Origin of the sequence: Mycobacterium kiyosense, from assembly GCA_021654635.1 — a bacterium.
In the GTDB taxonomy this organism is placed as follows: Bacteria; Actinomycetota; Actinomycetes; order Mycobacteriales; family Mycobacteriaceae; genus Mycobacterium; species Mycobacterium kiyosense.
In genome coordinates, this window is sequence record AP025179.1 from 4,058,658 (window position 1) to 4,082,322 (window position 23,665).

At 69.6% G+C, this 23,665-nt stretch carries 24 protein-coding genes and 3 pseudogenes; 7 read left to right on the top strand and 20 right to left on the bottom strand.

Features of this window, described 5'->3' with window-relative positions; genetic code table 11:
• The first annotated feature begins 71 nt into the window (after window positions 1-71).
• Together L6444_RS19045 and L6444_RS19050 are read left to right on the top strand one after the other, a co-directional pair.
• Window positions 72-605, top strand: a complete 534-nt coding sequence (locus L6444_RS19045; protein ID WP_236984261.1) for a fasciclin domain-containing protein — start codon at window positions 72-74, stop codon at window positions 603-605.
• Between the two features lie 72 nt (window positions 606-677).
• Window positions 678-932: a DUF2631 domain-containing protein gene (locus L6444_RS19050; RefSeq protein ID WP_236976554.1), complete on the top strand. Its 255-nt coding sequence runs from the start codon at window positions 678-680 to the stop codon at window positions 930-932.
• On the opposite strand, the gene L6444_RS19055 is transcribed toward L6444_RS19050, so the two are convergent.
• The 8 genes and pseudogenes from L6444_RS19055 to pyrH form a co-directional block, all read right to left on the bottom strand.
• A complete protein-coding gene (locus L6444_RS19055) occupies window positions 925-1,743 on the bottom strand; it encodes a DUF4097 family beta strand repeat-containing protein (protein ID WP_236976555.1) in 819 nt (272 codons plus the stop codon). The two genes, L6444_RS19050 and L6444_RS19055, sit on opposite strands and share 8 nt — an antisense overlap.
• 23 nt (window positions 1,744-1,766) lie before the next feature.
• Complete coding sequence (locus L6444_RS19060) at window positions 1,767-2,237, bottom strand: histidine kinase (RefSeq protein WP_236976556.1); 471 nt, start codon at window positions 2,235-2,237, stop codon at window positions 1,767-1,769.
• 4 nt (window positions 2,238-2,241) lie between these two features.
• Window positions 2,242-3,131: pseudogene (locus L6444_RS19065) on the bottom strand (cytochrome c biogenesis CcdA family protein).
• A 4-nt stretch (window positions 3,132-3,135) separates the two neighbouring features.
• On the bottom strand, window positions 3,136-3,645 hold the full coding sequence (locus L6444_RS19070) for a redoxin domain-containing protein (RefSeq protein ID WP_236976557.1): 510 nt from the start codon (window positions 3,643-3,645) through the stop codon (window positions 3,136-3,138).
• A gap of 68 nt (window positions 3,646-3,713) precedes the next feature.
• Window positions 3,714-4,826: a dual-specificity RNA methyltransferase RlmN gene (rlmN, locus tag L6444_RS19075; RefSeq protein ID WP_236976558.1), complete on the bottom strand. Its 1,113-nt coding sequence runs from the start codon at window positions 4,824-4,826 to the stop codon at window positions 3,714-3,716.
• 13 nt (window positions 4,827-4,839) lie between these two features.
• A pseudogene (locus tag L6444_RS19080) lies at window positions 4,840-5,812 on the bottom strand (phosphatidate cytidylyltransferase).
• A 31-nt stretch (window positions 5,813-5,843) separates the two neighbouring features.
• Complete coding sequence (gene frr / locus L6444_RS19085) at window positions 5,844-6,401, bottom strand: ribosome recycling factor (RefSeq protein ID WP_236976559.1); 558 nt, start codon at window positions 6,399-6,401, stop codon at window positions 5,844-5,846.
• A gap of 120 nt (window positions 6,402-6,521) precedes the next feature.
• Window positions 6,522-7,301, bottom strand: a complete 780-nt coding sequence (pyrH, locus tag L6444_RS19090; protein ID WP_236976561.1) for a UMP kinase — start codon at window positions 7,299-7,301, stop codon at window positions 6,522-6,524.
• 300 nt (window positions 7,302-7,601) lie between these two features.
• Between pyrH and mbp1 the strand changes: the two genes are divergently transcribed.
• The gene (gene mbp1, locus L6444_RS19095; RefSeq protein ID WP_236976563.1) at window positions 7,602-7,838 is read left to right on the top strand and encodes a microaggregate-binding protein 1; all 237 of its coding nucleotides are present in this window, start codon (window positions 7,602-7,604) and stop codon (window positions 7,836-7,838) included.
• Window positions 7,839-8,055: 217 nt separating this feature from the next.
• Complete coding sequence (locus L6444_RS19100) at window positions 8,056-8,796, top strand: winged helix-turn-helix domain-containing protein (protein WP_236976564.1); 741 nt, start codon at window positions 8,056-8,058, stop codon at window positions 8,794-8,796.
• 13 nt (window positions 8,797-8,809) lie between these two features.
• Here L6444_RS19100 and L6444_RS19105 read toward each other — a convergent pair whose 3' ends face one another.
• On the bottom strand, window positions 8,810-9,745 hold the full coding sequence (locus tag L6444_RS19105) for a lysophospholipid acyltransferase family protein (protein ID WP_236976565.1): 936 nt from the start codon (window positions 9,743-9,745) through the stop codon (window positions 8,810-8,812).
• An 84-nt stretch (window positions 9,746-9,829) separates the two neighbouring features.
• A complete protein-coding gene (locus tag L6444_RS19110) occupies window positions 9,830-10,546 on the bottom strand; it encodes an MPT63 family protein (RefSeq protein ID WP_370653107.1) in 717 nt (238 codons plus the stop codon).
• A 534-nt stretch (window positions 10,547-11,080) separates the two neighbouring features.
• On the opposite strand from L6444_RS19110, the gene L6444_RS19115 reads away from it, so the two are divergent.
• The gene (locus L6444_RS19115) at window positions 11,081-11,509 is read left to right on the top strand and encodes a MarR family winged helix-turn-helix transcriptional regulator (protein ID WP_236976566.1); all 429 of its coding nucleotides are present in this window, start codon (window positions 11,081-11,083) and stop codon (window positions 11,507-11,509) included.
• Window positions 11,510-11,570: 61 nt separating this feature from the next.
• Here L6444_RS19115 and tsf read toward each other — a convergent pair whose 3' ends face one another.
• Both tsf and rpsB read right to left on the bottom strand, forming a co-directional pair.
• On the bottom strand, window positions 11,571-12,395 hold the full coding sequence (gene tsf, locus L6444_RS19120) for a translation elongation factor Ts (RefSeq protein WP_236976567.1): 825 nt from the start codon (window positions 12,393-12,395) through the stop codon (window positions 11,571-11,573).
• Between the two features lie 13 nt (window positions 12,396-12,408).
• Window positions 12,409-13,230: a 30S ribosomal protein S2 gene (gene rpsB, locus L6444_RS19125; RefSeq protein WP_236976568.1), complete on the bottom strand. Its 822-nt coding sequence runs from the start codon at window positions 13,228-13,230 to the stop codon at window positions 12,409-12,411.
• Window positions 13,231-13,560: 330 nt separating this feature from the next.
• Here rpsB and L6444_RS19130 point away from each other — a divergent pair, with 330 nt between their 5' ends.
• The gene (locus tag L6444_RS19130; RefSeq protein WP_236976569.1) at window positions 13,561-14,196 is read left to right on the top strand and encodes a M23 family metallopeptidase; all 636 of its coding nucleotides are present in this window, start codon (window positions 13,561-13,563) and stop codon (window positions 14,194-14,196) included.
• On the opposite strand, the gene L6444_RS19135 is transcribed toward L6444_RS19130, so the two are convergent.
• The 8 genes and pseudogenes from L6444_RS19135 to L6444_RS19170 form a co-directional block, all read right to left on the bottom strand.
• Window positions 14,133-15,035 carry a tyrosine recombinase XerC gene (locus tag L6444_RS19135; RefSeq protein WP_370653106.1) on the bottom strand — a complete coding sequence of 301 codons (903 nt, stop codon included), beginning with the start codon at window positions 15,033-15,035 and terminating at the stop codon, window positions 14,133-14,135. The two genes, L6444_RS19130 and L6444_RS19135, sit on opposite strands and share 64 nt — an antisense overlap.
• 38 nt (window positions 15,036-15,073) lie before the next feature.
• Entirely contained in the window at window positions 15,074-16,234 is a 1,161-nt protein-coding gene (locus L6444_RS19140) for an alpha-hydroxy-acid oxidizing protein (protein WP_236976572.1), read from the bottom strand.
• Window positions 16,235-16,281: 47 nt separating this feature from the next.
• Window positions 16,282-17,133 (bottom strand): siderophore-interacting protein, encoded by an 852-nt coding sequence (locus L6444_RS19145; protein WP_236976574.1) that lies wholly within the window; start codon window positions 17,131-17,133, stop codon window positions 16,282-16,284.
• Window positions 17,134-17,167: 34 nt separating this feature from the next.
• On the bottom strand, window positions 17,168-18,313 hold the full coding sequence (gene dprA, locus L6444_RS19150) for a DNA-processing protein DprA (protein ID WP_236976576.1): 1,146 nt from the start codon (window positions 18,311-18,313) through the stop codon (window positions 17,168-17,170).
• Window positions 18,310-19,822 (bottom strand): annotated as a pseudogene (locus L6444_RS19155) (YifB family Mg chelatase-like AAA ATPase). Before L6444_RS19155 ends, dprA begins: the two are co-directional and overlap by 4 nt.
• The gene (locus L6444_RS19160) at window positions 19,822-20,190 is read right to left on the bottom strand and encodes a YraN family protein (RefSeq protein WP_236976578.1); all 369 of its coding nucleotides are present in this window, start codon (window positions 20,188-20,190) and stop codon (window positions 19,822-19,824) included. The pseudogene L6444_RS19155 and the gene L6444_RS19160 overlap by 1 nt, the downstream one beginning before the upstream one ends.
• A gap of 111 nt (window positions 20,191-20,301) precedes the next feature.
• A complete protein-coding gene (fdhD, locus tag L6444_RS19165) occupies window positions 20,302-21,126 on the bottom strand; it encodes a formate dehydrogenase accessory sulfurtransferase FdhD (protein ID WP_236976580.1) in 825 nt (274 codons plus the stop codon).
• A 34-nt stretch (window positions 21,127-21,160) separates the two neighbouring features.
• On the bottom strand, window positions 21,161-22,171 hold the full coding sequence (locus L6444_RS19170) for an NAD-dependent epimerase/dehydratase family protein (RefSeq protein ID WP_236976582.1): 1,011 nt from the start codon (window positions 22,169-22,171) through the stop codon (window positions 21,161-21,163).
• Between the two features lie 136 nt (window positions 22,172-22,307).
• Here L6444_RS19170 and L6444_RS19175 point away from each other — a divergent pair, with 136 nt between their 5' ends.
• Complete coding sequence (locus L6444_RS19175; RefSeq protein ID WP_236976584.1) at window positions 22,308-23,663, top strand: WS/DGAT/MGAT family O-acyltransferase; 1,356 nt, start codon at window positions 22,308-22,310, stop codon at window positions 23,661-23,663.
• The last annotated feature ends 2 nt before the right edge of the window (window positions 23,664-23,665 follow it).

Below are 23,665 nucleotides of genomic sequence, written 5' to 3' on the forward strand. Positions count from 1 at the left end.
CCCGGCACGCACAAGGAGGAGCACAATGAAATTGCAAAAAATCAACGGCGACAACACTTTTCGCGGCTGCACTGGCGGCAGGCGCGGTGGCCGTCGCCCCGACCGCCGCGGCCGGTGACCTGGTGGGTCCGGGCTGCGCGAACTATGCGGCGATGAATCCGTCGGGTCCGGCGTCGGTGCAGGGCATGTCCGGGGTGCCCGTCACCGAGGCCGCGGCGAACAACCCGATGCTGACCATGCTGACGGCGGCGTTGTCGGGCCAGCTCAACCCGCAGGTGAACCTGGTCGACACCCTCAACAGCGGTCAGTACACGGTGTTCGCGCCCACCGACGCCGCCTTCAACAAGCTGCCGCCGGCCACCGTGGATCAGCTCAAGACCGACTCGGGCCTGCTGACCAGCATCCTGACCTACCACGTGGTGCCGGGCCAGACCAGCCCGAACATGGTCGCCGGCACCCACAAGACGCTGCAGGGCGCCAACCTGACCGTCACCGGGCAGGGCAACAACATCCGGGTCAACAACGCCGGCTTGGTGTGCGGCGGGGTCACGACGGCCAATGCAACGGTCTACATGATCGACACGGTGCTGATGCCGCCGTCATAGGACCTGCCCTGCGGCGGACGGCCTGTGCCAGAATGTCAGGGTCTCAAGTCCAGTCCGACCGGAGGGATCGCCGTGGCCAGTACTGAGGTGGAGCCGTTCGCCGGCGTCGACGAAGCTGAGGTGCCGTCCGCGCGGTGGGGCTGGAGCAGGATCAACTACCGCACCTGGTACGGCGTCGGCGCGTTCATCTTCGTTCTGCTGCTGGCGTTTCTGCGCGGCAACCACGTGGGCCACGTCGAGGACATCTTCTGCGTCGGCTTCGCCGCGCTGGTGCTGTTCATCCTGGTGCGCGACATCTGGGGCCGCCGCCGCGGCTGGCTCAGGTAGCGGACTGCCGGGTCAGCTCGCCCGCCGGGTCCCGGTGCAGATGGACCTCGCCCGAACCGGTGCGCACGTGCAGTGCCAGGGTTTCGTCGTCGGGTTCGGGGCCGTCCGCCGGCTGTAAGTGGTTGGTGACGGCGCCCGACCCGGCGACGATGTCCATCCGCACCGCGGTGCCGTCGGGAACGCCGACCGCGACCGCGCCGCTGCCGGTGTGGGCCGAGACGCTGCCGCGCACCGCGGCTTCGACGATCACCGAGCCCGAGGCGGTGCGTGCCTTGAGGTTGCCGCGCAAGGTGTCGACGGACACCGAACCGCTGGCGGAGGAGAACTTCACGTCGCCGTCGAGGTCGTGCACCCGCAGCGTGCCCGACGCCGTGGCCAGCGAGGCGTACCCCACGACCGAACGCACGGTGACCGAGCCGGACGAGCTGGCGGCCTTGATCCGTCCGGTCACGGTGTCGATCTCGGCGTCGCCGCCGGCCGCACTGATGCGGACGTCGGCGAACTCCCCTTCGGCGCGCAGGGACGCCGAGCCCAACTCGGCATGGATGCGAGACTGCGACGGCAGCTCGATCTCGATCTCGACGGCCCCGGTGCGGGGCATACCTCGCTTGGCCGCGGCCACCGTCAGTTTGCGCTCGTCGCGCAGATCTACGCGGAGTTGCTCGGCCGCGCGGACGTCGGATTCCCGGGTCTGGTCGTGCGGGCGAACCTGGACGACGGTGTCGGCGCGGTCGGCGGCGACCAGGCGCACCGATCCCGCACCGACCGTGACGCGAACGCTGATCGGCTCGGGCGTGGCGAATGTCGGCATTGGCGATCTCCTTCGATGGCGGTTCAGCGCACCCAGCCGGTTACCCGGTGAGAGTTCTTGCGCGCGTGGTGATTTGGTCCCTGGCTTGCTTTGGCGGCGACTCGCACCAGCCAGCCGTTGAGCGAGGTGCCGTCGCGCCGGGCCGCCGCCTCCACGGGCGCGCGCAGCCCCTCCGGCAGCCGCAGCGTGATCCGCCAGGTGGCGCCGCCGTCCTCGTCGTAGACGAGCGGCTCTGCCGGTTCGGCTGAGTCGTCGGGCACGTCGACGACGAATTCGGGGTCGCGGCCGCGCAGCCGGACCTCGACGGAACCGGATCCCAACTCGCCGCTGATCTCCTCGGTGGCCGAGGACAGCGCTTCCAACAGCGCCAGCCGCAGCGCCGAGTCCAGCGGTGCGCTCAGCCGCTCGGCCAGTTGCTGCGCATCGGGCCCGGCGGCGGCGGCCGCCAGCGTGAGTTCGTGACGGACGACGTCGACGTATGGCTGCAAATCCATAACGTCATGATGACACCATTGTGGTGTCATCTGCAAGTGGGATGGTGTCACGACGATGTCGCCGGTACCGCACCGCGGCCAGCGCGCCGACCGCCACCAGCACCACCCCGGCCAGCCACGGCCACGCCCCGTGCTGGTGCACCCAGCCCGCCAGCTGACCCTGCACCCGGCCCGCGGCGGCGATCACCGCGTCGTCGGGATTTCCGTTCGCGGTGAACAGTCGCACCTCGTAGAGCCCGTAGTAGCCGACGTAGAGCCCCACCACCACCAGCAACCCGCCGCCCACCCGGTTGACGAACGGCAGCACCCGCCGCAGCCGGCCCAGCAGCGCCGAACTCGCGGTCGCCACCCCGACCGCCAGCGCCCCGACCACCAGGGTCAAACCCCGACGTAGGCGGCGTAGACCGCCGCGCCGGCCAGCGCCGAACCCGTCCGCAGCGCGGCGCCGGTAACCGCCAGAAACGGGCCGACGGTGCACGACAGCGATGCCAGCGCATAGCTGATCCCGTAGCCGTACATCGAACCCAGCCGCATGGTTGGCGCCCAGCGCGGCCCCAGCGGCCGGACGGAGACGAGTTCGCGGCCCGCCAACAGCCAACCGCCGAGCCCGATCAACACGACGCCGACCAGCACCGTCGCGTACGGCAGGTAGCGCTGCACGGTGGCGGCCGCCGAGATGGTCAGCGCGCCGAACACGCCGAACACCGTCACGAAACCGAGCGCCATGCCCAGCGTGGCGGCCAGCGCCCGCCCGACCGCGACCAGCGGCGTCCTGGTCGCACCGGCGCCGCGCACCACCAGCACCAGGTAGGCGGGCAGCATCGCAAACCCGCACGGGTTGACCGCGGCCACCAGTCCGGCGGCGAAAGCCAAGCCGATCAGAGACTGGTTCACCCGGTCACGACGTCAGCGCGGCGACCCGGCCGGACAACTCCTGCTGGGACATCGCCGAGGTGGTGTTGTTGACGAACGTCGACGAGCCGTCCGGGCGGTAGAACACCCACGCCGGCTGCCAGGGCACCCCGTAACGGGCCCAGATCGCGCCGTCGGCGTCGTTGAGGTTGGTGAAGTTCAGGCCATACTTGGAGACGAAGCCCTGCATCTGCCCGACGTCGGAGTGCGCCGCGATGCCGACGAAACTCACCGCGGGGTGAGCGGCGGCGACCTGGGCCAGCGCCGGCGCCTCGGCGTTGCAGAACGGGCAGAACGGCGTCCAGAACCACAACACCGCGGGCTTGCCCTGCAGACTGGCGCCGTCGAACGGGGCACCGGACAGGGTGGTTCCAGTGAAGTTCAGGCGGTCGTCGGCGGCGAGGGCGCGGGGCGCCGAGACGACACCGGTGAGCAGGATCAGGGCGACAAGAGCGGCGACCGGCAGCTTGACCGGGCGCAAGAGACGACGAATCATGATGGGACCTTTTCGTTAGGCGGTTGCCTGGAGTCACGGTTTACCCACACCCGTGGTTCACCAAGCGCTCAACCTTCGGCGGCCAGCTGCCCACACGCCGCACTGATCTCCCGACCGCGGGTGTCCCGCACAGTACACGAAACACCTTGTGCGCGAACACGTTTGACAAACTCACGCTCTACCGGTTTGGGGCTGGCGTCCCATTGGCTGCCCGGCGTCGGGTTGAGCGGAATGAGGTTGACGTGTACCAGCGGACCCAGCGCGCGGTGCAGCCGCTTGCCCAGCAGGTCGGCCCGCCACGGCTGGTCGTTGACGTCCCGGATCAGCGCGTACTCGATGGACACCCGACGGCCGGTCACCTCGGCGTAGTAGCGGGCGGCGTCCAGCACCTCGCTGACCTTCCATCTGTTGTTGACCGGAACCAGGGTGTCCCGCAATTCGTCGTCGGGGGTGTGCAACGACAACGCCAGCGTCACGCCGAGCCGTTCGTCGGCCAGCTTTCGTATCGCCGGGGCCAGACCCACCGTCGACACCGTCACCGAACGCGCCGAAATCCCGAACCCAGACGGCGGCGCCTGAATGATGCCGCGCACCGCCGCCACCACCCGGGCGTAGTTGGCCAGCGGCTCGCCCATCCCCATGAACACCACATTGGACAGCCGCTGGGGATCCGGGCCGAAGCCGTCGCGCAGCGCCACGGCCGCGGCACGCACCTGCTCGAGGATCTCGGCGGTGGACAGGTTACGGGTCAGCCCGCCCTGACCGGTGGCACAGAACGGGCAGGCCATGCCGCAGCCGGCCTGCGAGGAGATGCACACCGTGTTGCGCTGCGGATAACGCATCAGCACCGACTCGACGGTGGCGCCGTCGACGCAGCGCCACAACGTTTTCCGGGTTTCACCGGCGTCGCAGGTGACCTCGCGCACTGGCGTCAGCAGCGTCGGGAAGATGCTCGTGGCGACCTGCTCGCGCACCGCCGCCGGCAGGTCAGTCATCTGGCGGGGATCGGCGATCAGTCGCCCGAAGTACTGGTTGGCCAGCTGCTTGGCCCGAAACGCCGGCAACCCCAACTCGGCGACCGCGGCCGCGCGGCCGGCCGCGTCGAGGTCGGCCAGGTGGCGCGGCGGTCGCCGAATCGAGCCGCGCCGCGGCGGCTCCTCGAACACCAACTGCTGGACCATGACCAGTCCAGTATCAGGGCAACAGCGTCAGAACCGCCCACGCGGCCACCGATGACGGCAGGATGCCGTCCAGCCGATCCATCAGACCGCCGTGGCCGGGCAGCAACCGGCCCATGTCCTTGATGCCCAGATCGCGCTTCACCTGCGACTCGATCAGGTCACCGAGGGTGGTGGTGAGCACGAAGAGCAGACCGAGCAGGGCGCCCACCCACGGCGGCTGGCCGGCCAGGAACGTCGCGGTCAGGATGGTCGCGGTGATGCCGAAGACCAGCGAGCCGGCGAAACCCTCCCACGACTTCTTCGGGCTGATCTTGGGCACCATCGGATGCTTGCCGAACAACGCACCGATCGCGTAGCCGCCGGTGTCGGAGCACACCACCGCGATCATCATGCAGAACACCCGCGCCGGCCCGTGCTGCGGGTCGTAGACCAGCATCGCGGCGAACGAGCCGAACAGCGGCACCCAGGCGCACAGGAAGACGGTCGCCGACACGTCGCGCAGGTAATTGCTCGGCGGCGGTGCGCCCTCGACGTTGTCGGCTTCGCGGTTGTCCTGCATGAACAACCGCCAGATCATGCAGACCACCACCACGCCGCCGAACCCGGCCGCCGCCCCCTCGGCGCCGTACGGCCAGGTCAGCCACACCGTCACCTGCCCGCCGACCAGCAGCGGGATCACCGGGATCAGATAGCCGGCCTCGCGCAGCCGGCGCACCACCTCGTGACTGGCCAGCAGAATCGCCCCGGCGCAGAGTGCCACCCCAGAACCGCGGAAACCACAGCAGCGTCGCGATCAGGACGGCGCCGATGGTGACACCGACCGCGATGGCGGCCGGCAGGTTCCGTCCGGCGCGAGACTTCTTCTTGCCCGGTTTCTTTCCGGTCTCGGCCGGCGGCTTCTGTTCGGCCGGCGACGCCGACTCGCCCGGCAGCGTCTCGACCGGCTCCTCGGACGGGCTGCCGGCTTCGGCGTCGGTGGTGGCCACGGACTTCAATGGACTCGGCTGCTGTCGGCCGCTAGACCTCGAGCAGCTCGCCCTCTTTGTGTTTGACCAACTCGTCGATCTGCGCGACGTACTGGTGGGTGGCTTTCTCCAGATCCTTCTCGGCCCGGCTCACCTCGTCCTCACCGGCTTCGCCGTCCTTGCGGATGCGGTGCAGCTCCTCCATCGCCTTGCGGCGGATGTTGCGCACCGAAACCCGTGCGTCCTCACCCTTGGCCTTGGCCTGCTTGACCAGATCGCGGCGGCGCTCCTCGGTGAGCTGCGGGATGGCCACCCGGATGATGGTGCCGTCGTTGGTGGGGTTGACGCCCAGGTCAGAGTTGCGGATCGCCGTCTCGATGGCCCCGAGCTGGCCCGCCTCGTAGGGCTTGATGACGACCATGCGCGCCTCGGGGACGTTGATGCTGGCCAGCTGCGTGATCGGGGTGGTCGCACCGTAATAGTCGATGACGATCCGGGAGAACATGCCCGGGTTGGCGCGACCGGTGCGGATCGTCGACAGGTCGTCCCTGGCCACCGACACCGCCTTCTCCATCTTCTCCTCGGCGTCGAACAGAGCTTCGTCAATCATTGCGCCACTCCTCCTCATCGCTACGCTCTGCATCGTCGCCAGCGCGAATCATCTGCGCCACTCCTCCTCATCGCTACGCTCTGCATCGTCGCCAGCGCGAATCATCTGCGCCAATCCCCCTCAGGTGGTGACCAGCGTCCCGATCTTCTCACCCGCGACCGCCCGAGCGATATTTCCGTCGGTCAGCAGGTTGAACACCAGGATCGGCATGCCATTGTCCATACACAGGCTGAACGCGGTAGCGTCGGCCACCCGCAAGCCGCGGTCGATGACTTCCCGGTGGCTGATCGCGGTCAGCAATTCGGCGTCCGGGTTCTCCCGCGGATCCTCGGCAAACACGCCGTCGACCGCCTTGGCCATCAGGACCACGTCGGCGCCGATCTCCAAGGCCCGCTGCGCCGCGGTGGTGTCGGTGGAGAAGTACGGCAGACCCATGCCGGCGCCGAAGATCACCACCCGCCCTTTTTCCAGGTGGCGCACCGCCCGCAGCGGCAGGTACGGCTCGGCCACCTGCCCCATCGTGATCGCCGTCTGGACCCGGGTGGCGATACCTTCCTTTTCCAGGAAATCCTGCAGCGCCAGGCTGTTCATCACGGTGCCGAGCATGCCCATGTAGTCCGACCGGGTGCGCTCCATGCCGCGTTGCTGCAGCTGGGCGCCGCGGAAGAAGTTGCCGCCACCGATCACTACGGCCACCTGCACGCCGTCGCGGACCACCTCGGCGATCTGCCTGGCCACCAGTGCGACGACGTCGGGGTCCAGCCCGACCTGGCCGCCACCGAACATCTCGCCACCAAGCTTGAGCAGCACCCGGGAGTACTTCGACGGCGATCCCGTCACCGCGCCGCTGGTTGCGTTCGGCCCCGGAGCCGCCGAACCGGCGATGTCGGACTCCGCCATCAGTCTCCTCGTATGACAGGTGTCTCCCCGGCCATTCCCGTCCGCCCGGGGCCATCATGGCAAATACCCGGAAACGGCCGCCCTCATCCTGCCTCATCGCCGCGCTCTGACGTGGGCGGGGTCGGTGTGAGCCTCCGGCAGGTTTGGTGATTCCCGGGTTTGGGAATCCGCTGTCCGCGGCGGCGAGGCCGCGGTCTTGAGGAGAAGGATCGCACCGCTCGATGCCGCGCCGGCCGTTTCTTCGGTCGGGCTCAGTCAATCTGAGCGCCCCATCCATCGCGGTTAACTGAGGAGGAACTCATGGCGGACAGCAACTCGGGACCCGTGGAAGCGGTCAAGGGTGTCGTCGAGGACGTCAAGGGCAAGGCCAAGGAAGCCATCGGAACGGTGACCGGCGACGGAGACCTGATCAACGAGGGCGAAGCGCAGCAGGACAAGGCGGAGGCACAGCGCGACGCCGCCAAGAAGGAAGCCCAGGCCGAAGCGGCCCGCGCCGCGGCAGACGTCGCCGAGCAGCGCCAGAAGGCCAACCAGTAAGACTTGGTGGAAGGATGGGCCCGGTCCGTGTCAACGGGCCGGGCCCATCGAATATCTCCGGCCCGACATTGGCAGTACCGGCGGTAACAAATTATTGGAATAATCGCCCTCCGGGTGGGGTATCCAGCGCTGCGCCGGGGCCGCGGGAGTGGCTGCACGGACGCGGCGACGGGTGGGGTTATGCGGGCATCACCCTCATAAGGTTTGGAGATGGCGGTTGGACGTTCTACTGCTTACCGATGCGGCCGATTTCGAATCCGTGCTGGAGCTGGATTCGTTCGCGCTGACGGTGCGCAGCGCACCCCTGAGGGACGGCGCCGACGGCGCGGTCAGCGGTGCCGACGTAGCGATCATCGACGCCCGAACCGACCTGGTGGCAGCCCGCACCACCTGCCGGCGGCTCACCGCCAGCGCGCCCGGGTTGGCGGTGGTGGCGGTCGTGGCGCCGGCCGACTTCGTGGCCGTCGACGTCGACTGGAACTTCGACGACGTGCTGCTACCCGCCGCCGGGGCGGCCGAACTCCAGGCTCGGTTGCGGTTGGCGATCACCCGCAGGCGCAACGCCGTCGGCAGCACGCTGCAGTTCGGTGACCTCGTTCTGCACCCGGCCAGTTACACCGCGTCGCTGGACGGCGCCGACCTGGGCCTGACGCTGACCGAGTTCAAGCTGCTCAATTTCCTTGTCCAGCATGCGGGTCGGGCGTTCAGCCGCACCCGGCTGATGCACGAGGTGTGGGGCTACGACAGCAACGGCCGGGTCCGAACCGTTGACGTGCACGTGCGCCGGCTGCGCGCCAAACTGGGTCCGCGGCACGAGTCGATGGTGGACACCGTGCGCGGTGTGGGTTACATGGCGGTGACGCCGCCGCAACCGCGCTGGATCGTCTCAGAGCCGGTGCTCAGTCCGGCATGGGTATCGGAAACCGGTGTGCGGCAACCCGATTCGTTGACACGATAATCCGTTCAGGACGCTATCCGAAGACGGGCAGCGCGCGTTTGCGGGCCAGCGCATCCATGCCCTGCTGGATGCTGTCCTCCACCTCGTGGTACTTGGCGTCGATGTAGTCGTCGTCCTCGGCGCGGGCGGGATCGGGGTCGATTTCGACCGCGGGCATGAACCGGGTCCGGATCTTGGCAGGCAGCGGCAGCTGCGGCAGCGCGGCCGGCGCGATACCCCACGGCAGCGAGATGGCCAACGGAAATACCTTGAGCCGCAGCACCTTATCCAGCCGAAGGGCCCGTGACAGGCGATCGCCACGGATCAGCACCGGCATCGCGTCGGCGCCGCCCACGGTGGCGATCGGCACGATCGGCACTCCGGCGCGGATCGCCATCTTCACAAACCCCTTGCGTCCGGCCAGGGTGGCCCGATCGCGTTCTGCCCAGGGGCGCAGCGAATCCACTTCACCGCCGGGCCACAGCGCCACGTCGCGGCCCTCGGCCAGTGCCGTCGCGATCGCGTCGGGAGCCGCCGGTAACACACCCATCGCGCGGAAGTACCGGCCGATGCCGGGAATCGCCATCAGCGCGTCGTGGGCCGTGCCGTGCAACGGGCGGTCCGGACCGAACCGTCGCCACCACTGCAACCCGACGGTCCACGCGTCCCAGACGAATGGGGCGCCGGAGTGGATGCCGATCAACAACACCGGTGCCGGTCCGACGTTCTCCCAGCCGTCGATCTCCATTCGGAACCAGTAGTCGACCAGCGCGTTCCAGAAGAACTTCTGCCGGTGCATGGTGGCCTCGCTCTGCCCGTCGAGGTCCCATTGCCCGGCCCGCTCCGCCACCCAGCCACTGACGCCGCCGTCCAGCTTCTCGCGCTTTTCGGCCATGGCCTCCCGGGCCCGCTCGGCGTGCTGCTGCGCTTGGTCTTGGACTTCGGGGGGACGGTGGTCAATTTGAGTCATACCGACCGGGTACCCAGATCGCTCCTGTCAAACGCAAACCTCCCCGCGCCATGGCCGTGGCGCGGGGAGGCAGGCTAGCTGCGATTAGCTGCTGTGCACCGGCGAGTTGGGTGCCACCTCAGGCTCCTGGTCGGCGCCAGGAACCGCGTTGGTCTGACCCGGGGTCGTCTGGCCCGGCATGGTCTGACCCGGAGCCGTCTGGCCCGGCATGGTCTGACCCGGGGCCGTCTGACCCGGCATGGTCTGGCCCGGGGCCGTCTGGCCCGGCATGGTCTGACCCGGAGCGGTCTGACCCGGAATCGAGTTCGGCGCGGGGTTACCGGCCGCACTGCTCTCCCAGACCAACACGTCCTGTGCACCGTCGTTGTAGGCGACTCGGGTCGGAGGCGCACCGGTCACGTCGAAGTAGATCTTCCCGGTCGCGGTGCCACCCTGGGCGATCGGCGCGGGGCTGAGGCCCTGCGGGGCGGCCGGAGCGCTGATCACGCGGTAGCTCTGCTCACCGGCGCTGGCGTTGAAGTTGGACACCACCGGTGTCACGACGCCGGAGTTGGCCTTCACGTGCACGTCGGCCTGCCACAGCTGGCCGGCCGGGGTGTAACCCGGGATGGTGACATTGGCGGGCTGCAGGCCGCTGACCGTGTAGTCAGTCGACATTGCGCCGTCAACCAGCGTCTCCGGGGTTCCGAGCCCCTCGACAATGGTGGGAGCCGCCGAAGCCGATGCCGCCCCGAAGAGGCTGATCGCGGCAATCCCGGCAGCACCGAGGGCCGTCTTCGCAGTCGTTTTGGTGAACTTCACGCTGAATTCCTTTCCGTTGGTGTCGTTCTAAAGCAGTCGGCAGCATTGAAGCGAGCCAACCGCGCATTCATCGCTTACCCAACGGCCACAGCCTCAAACGACAGCCGAGTAGGCCAATTGCCTTGTGCAGGCTGCCTAGCTGCGCGAACACGGCGAAATTGATCTGCGCCACAATCTTATTCGCCGATCAACTCGCGCCACTTTCTCACCATTAGAAACAGTTCAGCGCCAGTACATTCCACCGTACGCCGCTGTCCCGCAAGCGGACACCGGCAGATGTTCCCAACGAATCGCCCAATAGGCCAGTCGGACAAGAACATCGACGGGCTTACCGTACTCCGCCCCCGCCGCGGCCCAATACCATTGCAGCGGTTCTCGATTGGACCGGGTGTCCACTCGTTGCCGACGGTGGGCGGTGAAAGGTTCTGCCAGCATTCGGAACTGGATTATCTCGTAGATGTTCCGCCCCACGGTCAGCGCGTTCAACACCTCGTTCGGCAACGTCCGGCCGCACTATATGTCAATATCCTTGATATGAGTCAGGGAGAACAGGCCCAGGACGCCCCGCTGGGCTATTTGCTGTACCGGGTGATGTCCGTATTGCGGCCCGGGGCGACCGCGGCGCTGGCACCGCTCGGCTTGACGCTGCCGGAGTTCGTCTGCCTGCGCATCCTGTCCCGGTCACCGGGCTCGTCCAGCGCGGAGCTGGCCCGGCGCGCCGCCGTCACGCCCCAGGCAATGAACACGGTGCTGCGCAGCCTGGAAGACATCGGCGCGGTGTCGCGGCCCGCGTCGGTGTCCTCCGGGCGCGCGCTGCCGGCCGCATTGACCAGCCAGGGCCGAGCCCTGCTCAAGCGCGCGGAGGCAGTCGTGCACGCCGCCGACGCACGGACTCTGGCCAAATTGACCGAGCCGCAGCAGCGCGAGTTCAAGCGGATGCTGGAAACACTCGGCTCCGACTGAGCTCTCAGCCGTCAATCCGGCGTCGCCACCGGATACGCGGGTACGCGGACCCCGGGACGGCTCAGGCCTGTCCGACCTCGAAACGCACGAACCGGGTCACCGTCACGCCGGCCTCGTCGAGCAGCGCCTTGACGGTCTTCTTGCTGTCGGACACCGACGGCTGCTCGAGCAGCACCGCGTCCTTGAAGAAGCCGTTGAGCCGGCCCTCGACGATCTTGGGCAGCGCCTGCTCCGGCTTGCCCTCGGCTTTGGCGGTCTCCTCGGCGATGCGGCGCTCGCTGGCCACCACGTCCTCGGGCACGTCGTCGCGGGACAGGTAGCGCGCCTTGAGCGCGGCGATCTGCAACGCCACCGCATGCGCGGCCTCTTTGGCCGAGGCGCCGTCGCCGGTGTACTCGACCAGCACGCCCACCGCCGGCGGCAGGTCGGCCGCCCGCTTGTGCAGGTAGGTCTCGACGGTCCCGTCGAAATTGGCGACGCGACGCAGTTCCAGCTTCTCGCCGATCTTGGCCGAGAGCGCGGCGATGGCCTCTTCGACCGTCTTGTCACCGGCGCTCGCGGCTTTGAGGGCCTCGATGTCGGTGGCCTTGGACGCCGCGGCAGCCGCGACGATCTGGTTCGCCAGCTCCTGGAACTCCGCGTTCTTCGCGACGAAGTCGGTCTCGGAGTTCAGCTCGACCAGGGCGCCGTCCTTGGCGGCGACCAGGCCCTCGGCCGTCGCCCGCTCGGCCCGCTTGCCGACGTCCTTGGCGCCCTTGATCCGCAGCGCCTCGACCGCCTTGTCGAAGTCGCCGTCCGAATCGGCCAGCGCGTTCTTGCAGTCGAGCATCCCTGCACCGGTCAGCTCCCGAAGTCGCTTGACGTCGGCAGCGGTGAAGTTCGCCAATGCTCAGCCTTTCCTAGGATGCTTCTGTGGTTGATTCGGCCGCGGCCGGACCGTCCGGCGGGGCGGCGCCGGCCAGTAGTTCCTGCTCCCACTCGGGCAGCGGCTCGGCCGTCTCGGCCTCCGGCTTGCCGTCGCCGCGACCCAGGCCGGCGCGGGCCTGCAGGCCCTCGGCCACCGCGGAGGCGATCACCTTGGTCAGCAGCGCGGCCGAGCGGATCGCGTCGTCGTTGCCCGGGATCGGGTAGTCGACCTCGTCGGGGTCGCAGTTGGTGTCCAGAATCGCGATGACCGGGATGCCCAGCTTGCGCGCCTCACCGACGGCGATGTGCTCCTTGTTGGTGTCGACGACCCACACCGCCGACGGCACCTTGGCCATGTCCCTGATCCCGCCCAGGGACCGCTCCAGTTTGTTCTTCTCGCGGGTCAGCCCGAGGATCTCTTTTTTGGTGCGGCCCTCGAAGCCACCGGTCTGCTCCATCGCCTCGAGCTCCTTGAGGCGCTGCAGCCGCTTGTGCACGGTGGAGAAGTTGGTGAGCATGCCGCCCAGCCAGCGCTGGTTCACGTACGGCATGCCGACGCGGGTCGCCTCGGCGGCGACGGACTCCTGCGCCTGCTTCTTGGTGCCGACGAACAGCACCGTGCCACCGTGGGCGACGGTCTCCTTGACGAACTCGTACGCCCGGTCGATGAAGGTCAGCGTCTGCTGCAGGTCGATGATGTAGATGCCATTGCGGTCGGTGAAGATGAACCGCTTCATCTTGGGATTCCAGCGACGGGTCTGATGCCCGAAGTGGGTGCCGCTGTCCAGCAGCTGCTTCATGGTCACAACAGCCATGACTGTGCCCAGCTTTCGTGTGTCGCGGCGGTGATCGGCTGGCACGACTAAGAAGCCGGCAGCGGGCCACCACCATTCGGTTGCCGCCCGGCGTCGGGTGAAGCCGGGCCCTGGCGTCTGCTGCGGTGCCGAACCCGCCCTGGGGCGGGACCGCTCGGCATGCTGATGCGGATCCCTGAACTACTGGGTCGCGGTGCAGACGCGCGAAGTCAGCCCGCTGATGCGAGCTGCGTGGAGCAGTTTACACGGAATCGGCGGGTGCTTTTCCCCTCGTCCACAGCCGTCGGCTGGTGACTGGCCGGACGTTCGCCGTAGCGGTGCACTGAGCAGGTGCGATGGGTGTTGCTGGTGCTGCTGCTGGGCTGGGTGCTGCTCAACGCGCCGCCGGCGGACGCCGCCGGCGGTCGGCTGGGCTGGCCGCTACGGCCGGCACCGGCGGTGCTGCGTGGCTTCGACCCGCCGTCGCAACGCTGGCTGGCCGGGCACCGCGGAGTCGATCTGGCCGGGCATCCGGGACAGCCGGTCTATGCCGCCGGCGACGCGACGGTGGTGTTCGCCGGGCTGCTGGCGGGCCGGCCGGTGGTGTCGCTGGCCCATCCGGGCGGGCTGCACACCAGCTACGAGCCGGTGCGCGCGGTCGTGCGGGCCGGTCAGTTCGTAACGGCAGGGGCGACGCTGGGTGCGCTGCAGGCAGGGCACGCCGGCTGCCCGGCCGCGGCCTGCCTGCACTGGGGCGCGATGTGGGGTCCGGCGGCGCGCGCCGACTACGTCGACCCGTTGGGCCTGCTGGAGTCGACGCCGGTGCGGCTCAAGCCACTCGCACCACACCCCGCGCAGTCGCGAGCGGGCCCGGGATGCGGTGTCACCGTCCAGCGCGGTCCCGCGGCAGCCGCGGCCCGGCGTCACGCGCGCGGATGGGCCTGGTCGTGCACCGCCCGCAGCCGGGAGACTGCCACGTGGGTGTAGAGCTGGGTGGTGGCCAGGCTCGAATGGCCGAGCAGTTCCTGGACCACCCGCAGGTCGGCGCCGCCCTCGAGCAGGTGGGTGGCGGCGCTGTGGCGCAGCCCGTGCGGTCCCATGTCGGGCGCGCCGTCGACCGCGGCGACGGTCTGATGCACCACCGTGCGAGCCTGCCGCACGTCCAGGCGCCGGCCGCGCGCCCCCAGCAACAGCGCCGGCCCGGACTCGGCGGTGATCAGCGCCGGGCGGCCGTCGGACAGCCAGGCGCGCAGCGCCTCGGCGGCCGGCTGCCCGAACGGCGCACTGCGCTGCTTGTTGCCTTTGCCCAGCACCCGCACCAGCCGATGTGTGGTGTCGACGTCGTCGACGTCCAGGCCGCACAGTTCGCTGACCCGGATGCCGGTGGCGTACAGCAGCTCCACGATCAGCCGGTCCCGCAGCGCCAGCGGATCGCCCTGCTCGGCGCCGGATTTCGCGGCCGTCATGGCGGCCAGCGCCTGGTCCTGGCGCAGCACCGCCGGCAGTGTCCGGTGGGCTTTGGGTACCTGCAGCCGCGCGGCCGGGTCGGTGGACAGCAAACCCCGCCGGACCGCCCACGCGGTGAACGCCTTGATCGACGAGGTGCGCCGGGCCAGCGTGGTGCGGGCGGCGCCGGCGCCGGCCGCGCCGGCCAGCCAGGCCCGCAGTACCGGCAGGCTCAGCGCCTGCAGGTCGGCGCCGCGGTCGGCCAGAAAATCCAGCAGCGAGCGCACGTCGCCCAGATACGCCCGGCGGGTGTGCGCCGAGCGGCCGCACTGCAGGTGCAGGTACTCGTCGAACTCCTCGAGGATCACCTCAGCGGTCACCGGCACTCCCCCACGCTGGCAGATCGCGCGGCGCTGGTTCAGGTGACGCGCCGCAGTGTGTCCGGGGTGAGATCTTTGCGCGCCGGATAGCCGTCGACTGCCATGATCAGGTCGGCCTCGGCCAGCAGCATGCGCAGCACGTGCACGACGCCGCCCACGCCGCCCAGCGCCAGGCCGTAGGCATAGGGGCGGCCGACACCGACCGCGGTCGCGCCCAGGGCCAGCGCCTTGACCACGTCGGCGCCGCTGCGGATGCCGGAGTCGAACAGCACCGGCAGCCCGTCGGCCGCCTCCACCACCCCCGGCAGACAGTCCAGGGCGGGCAGGCCGCCGTTGGCCTGCCGCCCGCCGTGGGTGGAGCAGTAGATGCCGTCGACGCCGCCGTCTCTGGCGCGCCGGGCGTCGTCGGGGTGGCAGATGCCCTTGATGAGCAGCGGCAGATCGGTCAGCGAGCGCAGCCAGGGCAGGTCGGCCCAGGTCAACGGGGCACCGAACAGCTGCACCCAGCGCAGCACGGCGGCCTGCGGGTCTTCTTCAGGCGGTTTGGCAAGGCCTGCCCGGAAGACCGGGTCGCTGGTGTAGTTGCTCAGGCAGTGGCCGCGCAGCTGCGGGAAGTTGGCGGTGCTCAGGTCACGAGGGCGCCAGCCGGGGATCCAGGTGTCCAGGGTGACGACGATCGCTTTGTAGCCGGCCGCTTCGGCGCGCCCCACCAGGCTGGCCGCCAGGTCGCGGTCCTTGGGTGTGTAGAGCTGGAAGAACCCGGGGGTGTCCCCGAATTGCGCGGCGACGTCCTCCAGCGGATCGGCGGTCAGCGTGGAGACCATCATCGGGACACCGGTACGTGCCGCCGCGCGGGCGGTGGCCAGGTCGCCGTGTCCGTCCTGGGCGCACAGCCCGATCACCCCGATCGGGGCCATGAACAGCGGCGAGGGCAGCTTCAGCCCGAACAGCTCCACCGACAGGTCGCGGTCGGCGGCGCCGACGAACATGCGCGGCATCAGGCCCCAGCGGTCGAAGGCATCGCGGTTGGCCCGCTGGGTGCGTTCGTCACCGGCGCCGCCGACGACGTAAGACCACACCGAGGGCGGCATCGCCGTCGCGGCCCGCGCCTCCAGCTCCGCGTAGGCCATCGGCAGCTCCGGCGTCACCCCGGATAGGCCCTGCAGGTAGATCTCGAATTGGTAATCCGCGAATGCCATGCGTTCAGAATGGCATTCAGAACGGCGTCGCCGATCTCAGCCCGGCACTACCGGGACCCGGCCTCCTGGTCGGCGAGTTCCTTCTTCCACTGCCGGAACGACTCTTCGGTGCGGCCGCGGCGCCAGTAACCCGAGATCGACGACGCCCACTGGGCGGGGACGCCGCGCTCCTTGCGGATGTAGGGCCGCAGGTTGTGCATGACGGCCTGGGCCTCGCCGTGGATGAACACCTGCACCTGGCCGGGTAGCCAGAATGCGGTGGTGACCGCCTCGATCAGCGGCGCGTGATCACCGGCCCGGTCTTCGGGCACCAGGTCGGCACGGCCACCCCGGTACACCCAGTTCACCTCGACCGACTCCGGGGCGCGCAGCGGTATCTCGTCCTCGGGTCCGGCGACCTCGATGAACACCTTGCCGACCGCGGTGTCGGGCAGTGCCTCGAGGGCCGCTGCGATGGCCGGGATCGCCGACTCGTCGCCGGCCAGCAGGTGCCAGTCGGCGGCCGGGTCGGGGGTGTAGGCGCCGCCGGGTCCCATCAGGTAGACCGGTTGGCCCGGTTGGGCCGACGCGGCCCACGGGCCGGCCACGCCGTGCTCGCCATGGATGGCGATATCCAGGGTGATCTGCCCGGCCTGCTCGTCGACGCGGCGAACGGTCAGGGTGCGCACCGCGGGCCGCTGCTCGGGCGGCAGTTCGGCGAAGCTGTCCAGCGTCAGCGGCTCCGGCAGCGCCGCGACGTCGATGCCGTCGGCGACGAACACCAACTTGACGTAGGAGTCGGTGAACTTGCTGGGGACGAAGGTGTCGAAGTTGTCGCTACCCAGCACCACCCTGATCATGTGCGGCGTGAGCTGCTCGGTACCGACCACCTTGAACGCCTGCAGAGGCCGACCTGCCACTGAATCCTCCTGTCAGAACCCCGATCCCACTCGACTATACGAGCCGTGGTCGTTCACTACGGCGTCGAGCGATGCGCCAGCACCCGTCCTCACACTCCACCAGCCCGCCTACTTCCAACAACGCCAGCGGCCCCAGCACCTGCTCGGGCGCCAGCCCGGACGCGACGGCGATCTCGTCGACGGTGGCGGCGCCGCGACCCGGCAACGCGTCATGTACCCGCCGCTCGGCGTCGCCGAGCCCGTCCAGCGCGGTAGCGGGTCGCAGCTCGTCCTCGGCCAGTTCGCCGATGTGCCCGACGAGTTCGACGACGTCGTCGGCACGCGTGACCAATTCGGCGCCGTCGCGCAGCAGCACGTGACACCCCGCCGACGCCGACGAGGTCACCGGTCCGGGCACCGCGGCCACCACCCGGCCCAGTGCCCGCGCCCAGGCCGCGGTGTTGGCGGCGCCGCTGCGCAGGCCCGCCTCGACCACCACCACCGCGCCGGCCACCGCGGCCACCAGCCGGTTGCGGGTCAGAAACCGGTGCCGGGCCGGCCGCACCCCCGGCGGATATTCGGTGACCAAAAGGCCGGTCCGGCCGATTCGGTGCAGCAACGAGGAATGCCCGGCCGGGTAGGGGACGTCGATTCCGCCGGCCAGCACCGCCATGGTGGTCCCGTCCGCCGCCAGCGTCGCCCGATGTGCCGCGCCGTCGATGCCGAAGGCCCCGCCGGAGACCACCGCGACGTCACGTTCGGCCAGCCCCGCCGCCAGGTCCGCCGCGACGTGCTCGCCGTAGCTGGTGGCGGCCCGGGTGCCGACGATGGCAGCCGACCGGTAGGACACCTCGTCCAGCCTGGCCGGGCCCAGCGCCCACAACACCGGCGGCGGCCCGCCGCGCGGGCGCACCGCGGTGTTGCCGAAAGCGGCGAAGGCCAGCACCGGCCACTCCGCGTCGTCGGGGGTGATCAATCTCCCGCCACGGCTGTCCAGGAGCCGCAGATCGGCCTCGGCCTGCTCGATGCGGCGGCGCGCCTCGGTGTGGCGGGCCAGATCGTCGTCGACCGCACCGCCCCGGATGCGGTCGGCGGCCTCCTGCGGCCCCACCGCGTCCACCAGCGCGGCCAGTTCCGCGCAGGGCGGCTCGGCTACCCGCGACAGGTAGGCCCACGCCAGTCGCCGGTCGGCGGCGCTCATCGTGCCGCTCCCGACTGCCGAAAGCTCAGTGCCGCAGCGACTTCCGCGACCCCTGGGGAGGTGCGGCCGGCCAGGTCGCTCACCGTCCAGGCGACCCGCAGCGTGCGATCGAGCCCGCGGATGCTGAGGATGCCGCGCTCCACGGCTTTGCGCAGCGGTTCCATCGCGGCGGCGCCGAGGCGGAACCTGCGCCGCAACAGGGCGCCGCTGACTTCGCCGTTGGTGCTGAAGCCGTACGGTCCCCAGCGTTGGGCCGCGGCCTGCCGGGCCTGGGCCACCCGGTGGCGCACCTGCGCGGTGGACTCGCCGTCCGCCACCGCGAACGCACCGGCCCGCACCACGTGCATCTGCACCCGTAGGTCGACCCGGTCCAGCAGCGGACCCGACAGCTTGCTCAGGTAGCGCCGCCGCACCGCGGCGGGACACGCACAATCCTGCGGGTCGGCCGGGGCACACGGACACAGGTTCGCCGCCATCACCAGCTGGAACCGGGCCGGGTAACACGCCACCCCGTCGCGGCGGGCCAGGCGGATCTCGCCGTCCTCCAGGGTGGTGCGCAGCGCATCCAGCGTGTGCCCGCCGATTTCGGCGCATTCGTCGAGGAACAGCACCCCCGCGGTGGGCCCGGCTGACCGCGCCGGGGCGGGCGATACCCGTCCCGCCGCCGATCAGTGCGGCCACGCTGGAGCTGTGGTGCGGCGCCACGAACGGCGGGCGGGTGATCAGCGGCGTGTCTGCGGACAGCAGACCCGCCACCGAATGGACCGCGGTGACCTCCAGCGCCTCGCTGTGCGTCAGCGGCGGCAGCAACCCCGGAAGACGTTGCGCCAGCATGGTTTTGCCGACCCCAGGCGGCCCGGTCAGCAACAGGTGGTGTGCCCCGGCCGCGGCGACCTCGACGGCGTAGCGGGCCTGCGACTGCCCGACGATGTCGGCCATGTCCACCACCGGCTCGGCCACGGCGTCCGCGGTAGGGCCCGGCTCGTCCAGCCGGACGGAGCCGTCCAGCCAGTTCCGCAGCTGCCCCAGGGTGCGCACACCGGCGACGTCGATGCCGTCGACCAGACCGGCCTCGGCGAGGTTGGCGGTCGGGACGACGACCAGGGGCCACCCCTCACGCTTGGCCGCCAGCACCGCGGGCAGCACCCCGCGCACCGGCCGCACCCGCCCGTCCAGGGACAACTCCCCCAACAGGACGGTCTTTTCCAACCGGTGCCAGGGCTTCTTGCGCTGCGCCGAGAGCACCGCGGCCGCCAGCGCGATGTCGTAGACCGACCCGACCTTCGGCAGCGTGGCCGGAGACAGCGCCAGGGTCAGCCGCGACATCGGCCAGCTGTCGCCGCTGTTGGTGACGGCGGCGCGGACCCGGTCGCGCGACTCCTGCAGCGCCGCGTCGGGCAGACCCACCAGATGCACTCCGGGCAGCCCCGAGGTGATGTCCGCTTCGATCTCCACGAGGTGCCCGTCGAGTCCCTGGATGGCCACCGAGAACGCACGCCCGAGCGCCATCAGCCGACGCTCTTGAGGTGGGTGAGTTCGGGGACCGGGCGCCGCCCGATCCGCACCCCGATCACGTCGATGCGCAGTGCCGCCCAGCTTTCGTCCTGACCGGCCAGCCACAGCCCGGCCAGCCGGCGCAGCCGACGCACCTTCGCCTCGGTAACGGCCTGCTCCACGCCGCCGAAGCCGTCGCCGGTGCGTGTCTTGACCTCCACGAAAATCGCAGTGCGACTTGATGTGTCGCAGGCGATCACATCGAGTTCACCGTAGCGGCAGCGCCAGTTGCGGTGCAGGATCGCCAAGCCGAGCGAGCTCAGATGGTCAACAGCCAGTTGTTCGCCCAGCGCCCCCAGCTGGGCCCGCGTCAACGTCGTCATGCAGCCAAGCTGCCAGCCCGCCCCGACACCGGCGGCGCGGCTGCGCCCCGAATGGCCTGGCCGGCGGTTGGTTATCCCCAGTCAATGCTTCATCCACAGGCCCGCGGCGGGTCAGCGCGTGACCCGGTCCACGCGGGCGTAGACGTTCATCGAGTCCTCGCGCAGGAACCCCACCAGGGTGATCCCCGACTCCTCGGCCAGCGACACGGCCAGCGACGACGGCGCCGACACGGCGGCCAGCACCGGGATCCCGGCCATCAACGCCTTCTGGGTCAGCTCGAACGAGGCCCGACCGCTGACCAGCAGCACCGAGCCGGTCAGCGGAACCTGCTCGTGTTCCAGCGCCCAGCCGATCACCTTGTCGACCGCGTTGTGCCGACCGATGTCCTCGCGCACGGCCAGCATGGTCCCGTCCGCTCCGAACAACCCGGCCGCGTGCAACCCGCCGGTAGCCGCGAAAACCTTTTGCGCGCTCCGCATTTGGTCCGGCAGCGCTTGCAGGACGGCGACGCCCACGGTGACCGGGTCGTCGCCGGGCGCGTAGAGACTGAGCAGCCGGACCGCGTCCAGCGACGCCTTGCCGCAGACCCCGCACGACGACGTGGTGTAGAAGTTGCGGGTCACATCCAGACTCGGCGGCGCGACGCCGGGCGCCAACGTCACGTCGAGCACGTTGTAGTTGTTGACCCCGTCGGTGTCGCGGCCCTCGCAGTAGCGAATGGTCTGCACGTCGGCCCGCCGGACGATGACCCCCTCGGTGAGCAGAAACCCTTGCGCCAGTTCGATATCCGAGCCCGGCGTTCGCATGGTCACCATGACCGGCGCACCGTTGACCCGGATTTCCAGCGGCTCCTCGACGGCCAGGGCCTCGGGCCGGTCGCCGGCGTGGTCGGCGGCCAGATGCCGGACCCGGCGGCGCGCCGTTACGTGCCCCACAGGAGCCGTTCGGCTGGCGCGGTTATCACGGCCGTCAGATTACCGGGCGTGGCGGCACACCCCCGGCCGCCAGCGCCGCCAGGGTCTCCGCGGAGGTGTATGTCGGACGCCAGCCCAGGTGCCGCTTGGCCCGGGTGGTGTCCACCACCACCGAAGTCCGGGTGACGTGCAGCCAGTGCAGCAGGGACGGCACGTACGGCAGATGCGCGATGGCCGAGGCAGCCGTGGCGGCGGCCGCGGGCATCCTGACCGGCCGCCCGCCCAGCGCCACCGCGACGTCGCTGACCGTCACCACCCCGTTGCCGGCGATGTTGTAAGCCCCGGGCGGTGCGGGACTGACCGCGGCCAGCGCAATGGCCGAGGCGACATCGTCGTGATGCACCAGTTGCAGCGGAAGTCCCGAATCGCACACCACCGGCTTGAGCGCAGGCACCAGCCGCGACACCGCGCGCAGCGGGGCGGGCAGCTGGTTCCAGGGCATCGCCGCGGCCAGCGCCGGAGCGGCCGGACCGGCGACGATACACGGGCGCAGCACGAACACCTGCAGCCCGGACCCGGCAGTCACCTCGGCGAGCACCGCCTCCGACAACGACTTCTGCGTCGAATAATGGTGGCCGCCGGAACCGCGCGCCGGCACGTCCTCGGTCAGCAGCGCGGGGTTGCCCGCGCGGTAGCCGTAGGCATCGGCCGAAGAGACGTAGACCAGCCGACGCGCACGCTCCGAGGATGCCGCCGCGGCGACCGCGGCCTCAAAGACGTTGCGGGTCCCCTGCAGGTTGGCCCGTTCGCTGTCCTCGGGCGAATCGGCATGGGTAAAGGCCAGGTGGATCACCACGTCGGCGTGAGCCACCAAACCCTCGACCGTGCCGCGGTCCAGGATGTCGCCGCGCCGATACACCGTTTTGGCCCAACCCTGTCGCAGCGGATCGAACGGCCGCCGGGCCATCCCGAGAATCCGCTCGACGGCCGGTTCGCGTTCCAGGGCGGTGACGGCCGAGATCCCGATCTCGCCCGTCGGCCCGGTGACCGCGACAGTTAGCCCCACCCCCGGTCAGCTTCCCGACGCCGGCGACTACCAAACGCTTCGACGAGATAAGTCACCAAATGTGTGCGAGACGCCACAGTTGGCTATTACTACCGCGGCCATTTGCGGGTCTGATTTCGGGCAGAGGGGTAAGTACATGAAGTTGATCGCGCCTGCCGACTCGATGTTTCTGCTAGGTGAATCCCGTGAGCACCCGATGCACGTGGGCAGCTTGCAACTGTTCCAGCCACCCGAGGGCGCCGACGAGGACTTCGTGACCGAGGCGTACGAGTCGATGCTCAGCCGTACCGACATCCAGCCGACGTTCCGCAAGCACCCGGCGTTCGTGGGTCCGGTGACCAACCTCGCCTGGGCGATCGACCGTGACGTCGAACTGGATTATCACTTCCGCCGGTCGGCGCTGCCACGCCCGGGCCGGGTGCGTGAGCTGCTCGAAGTCTGCTCACGCTGGCATGGCAGCCTCCTTGACCGGCACCGCCCGCTGTGGGAAGCGCACCTGGTGGAGGGCCTCAGCGACGGGCGCTACGCGGTCTACACCAAGTTTCACCACTCGCTGATGGATGGTGTCTCCGCGATGCGCCTGATGCAGCGCGCGTTCACCGCCGACCCGAACGACGACGAAATCCGGGTGCCGTGGGAGCTCAAACCGCGGCACAAGCCGGACCGGGATGGCGACTCCTCGGCGCTGCGGTCGCTGACCAGCGCGCTCGGGTCGGCGGCGGGCTTGGCTCCGTCGACGTTGTCCTTGGCACGCGCGGCGCTGCTCGAACAACAGCTCACCTTCCCGTTCCGGGCGCCCAAGTCCATGTTCAATGTCCGGATCGGCGGGGCCAGGCGCATAGCGGCGCAGTCGTGGCCGCTGGAACGCATCTTCGAGGTGAAGAAGGCCGCGGACGTCAGCTTCAACGACGTCGTGCTGGCGATGTCCGCGGGCGCATTGCGCACCTACCTGATTGAGCAGAACGCGCTGCCGGACGCGCCGCTGATCGCGATGGTTCCGGTGAGTCTGCGCAAAGAGGGCACCGAAGGCAGCGGCAACTCGGTGGGGACCGTGTTGTGCAACCTCAACACCGACGTCGAGGACGCGGGCCAGCGTCTTCGCGGGATCAACTCGTCGATGACCGAACAGAAGCAGTTGTTCAACCAACTCCCGCAGGTTCAGCAGCTGGCGTTGTCCGCTTTCCTGACCGGCGGGCTGTTCCTGGGGCTGATCCCGGGATTCATCCGCACCGCGCCGCCACCGTTCAACATCGTGATCTCCAACGTGCCGGGATCCAAAGAGAAAATGTATTGGCGGGGCGCGCAGATGGTCGGCAACTACCCGTTGTCGATCACCCTGGACGGGCAGGCGATGAACATCACGGTGACCAACAACGCCGATAATCTCGATTTCGGCTTGGTCGGGGCCCGGGGAAGCGTGCCCCACCTGCAACGCATGCTCAGCCATCTGGACACGTCGCTGAAAGATCTCGAACGCGCCGTCGGTGTGTGACC